Raw genomic sequence first — 1317 nt, forward strand, 5'->3', positions numbered from 1 at the left:
CTTCACCGTGACCTCAGGGCAATCGGCGTAAACCTCAACAGTCTGGTCCGGCTCTCAAGGCAGGACAAACGATCGCCCGAGATTGTCGCTGCGCTGGGCGAGCTGCAGCCGCTCATTGCCGGGCTGATGCTGGAGCTGCATCGGCTTGCCGCCCGACCGGGACGCACGATCAGGAGGGATGGCTGATGGAGATCTTTCTCGGCGCCTTTACCGAGGAATGGGAGCAGCGCAGAGCCGCCTATCTGCACGAGCGCCTGGCTGGCAGGAAGCGCGCAACCGACGATGAAGAGCCTCGCCGGCGCAGCCTCGCTGAGGACCGCAGCCGTGTCCGCCGCGGGATGACGGTGCGAGCCAGCGGTTATCCTGGCATGGGGCGACATGCACCGGCGCCGCGGCCAATGGCGACGCGCTTTACAGCCCTTGCCAGCGGCAGCCAGCCCGCGGTGGTGAAGATGGCATCGTTTGCCGGAGGCGGGCGTCTGGCGGCGATGGCAAGCTACATCTCGCGCAATGGCGAGCTTGTGATGGAGAACCAGGCAGGCGATACGATGCTGGGTCGCGAGGCGCTCACCGCCCTTGCGGACGATTGGGCTGACTTGATGGGCAATCGCGCCGAAAGCCGCGACATCGCCTCCTTCCGCATCGACGTCGCCGGCCAGCCCGGCGAGGGCCGAGCGCTGAATGCCTGGGCGGGGGATATTGTGACGTCGGCGCTCGGCGACCGGTCCTTCGCCTTTGCGGTCACCGAGCGGCAGGGACAGTACCGCATCGACGGTGTGGTGGTCTTGCGCGATCGCAGCGGCGAGCGGCTGAGCGCCGATGCCAGGGCCGAGGAGATCGTGCAGCGCCGACTGGCAGACGTCGGCAGGGCGCCAGCTGACATCCAGTTGCGCTTCACCGGCCACGGCAATGGCGTCGACTATGGCACGGCCAGGCTGCGCCAGCTGGTGGAGACGTCCGCGGGCGCCGTCACAACTGACCGCGGTGAGACGATTGCCGATGCCAAAAGGGCCGGCGAACTCGTGCAACGGCAGTGGCGCGGCGAACTGCACAGCCGCAAACCCCGGGATGTCATGCATCTTGTGATGTCGGCAAGATCAGGAACCGATGCCGAGGCGTTTCGATCGGCAGCGCGCGATTTCCTGGCGGCAGAATTCCAGCATCATCGCTATGTCTTTTCCCTTCACCATCCGGCGCACGATCCGAAGCGGGAACACGAGGCTGGCAAGCGACCGCACGTGCATGTCCATGCGATTGTCGCGATGCGATCCGAGGATGGCGAGCGCCTCGAAACCTCGATCGCCTCGTTCCGGCGCT

Annotated in this window: 2 pseudogenes; both read left to right on the forward strand. The window is 66.1% G+C overall.

What is annotated here, in order from left to right:
- A pseudogene (locus tag FHT77_RS31105) lies at positions 1-186 on the forward strand (mobilization protein); the annotation flags it as partial.
- Positions 186-1317, forward strand: a pseudogene (locus FHT77_RS31110) (conjugal transfer protein TraA); the annotation flags it as partial. The pseudogenes FHT77_RS31105 and FHT77_RS31110, both read left to right, overlap by 1 nt.

Origin of the sequence: Rhizobium sp. BK181, assembly GCF_014193305.1 — a bacterium.
Lineage (GTDB): Bacteria > Pseudomonadota > Alphaproteobacteria > Rhizobiales > Rhizobiaceae > Rhizobium.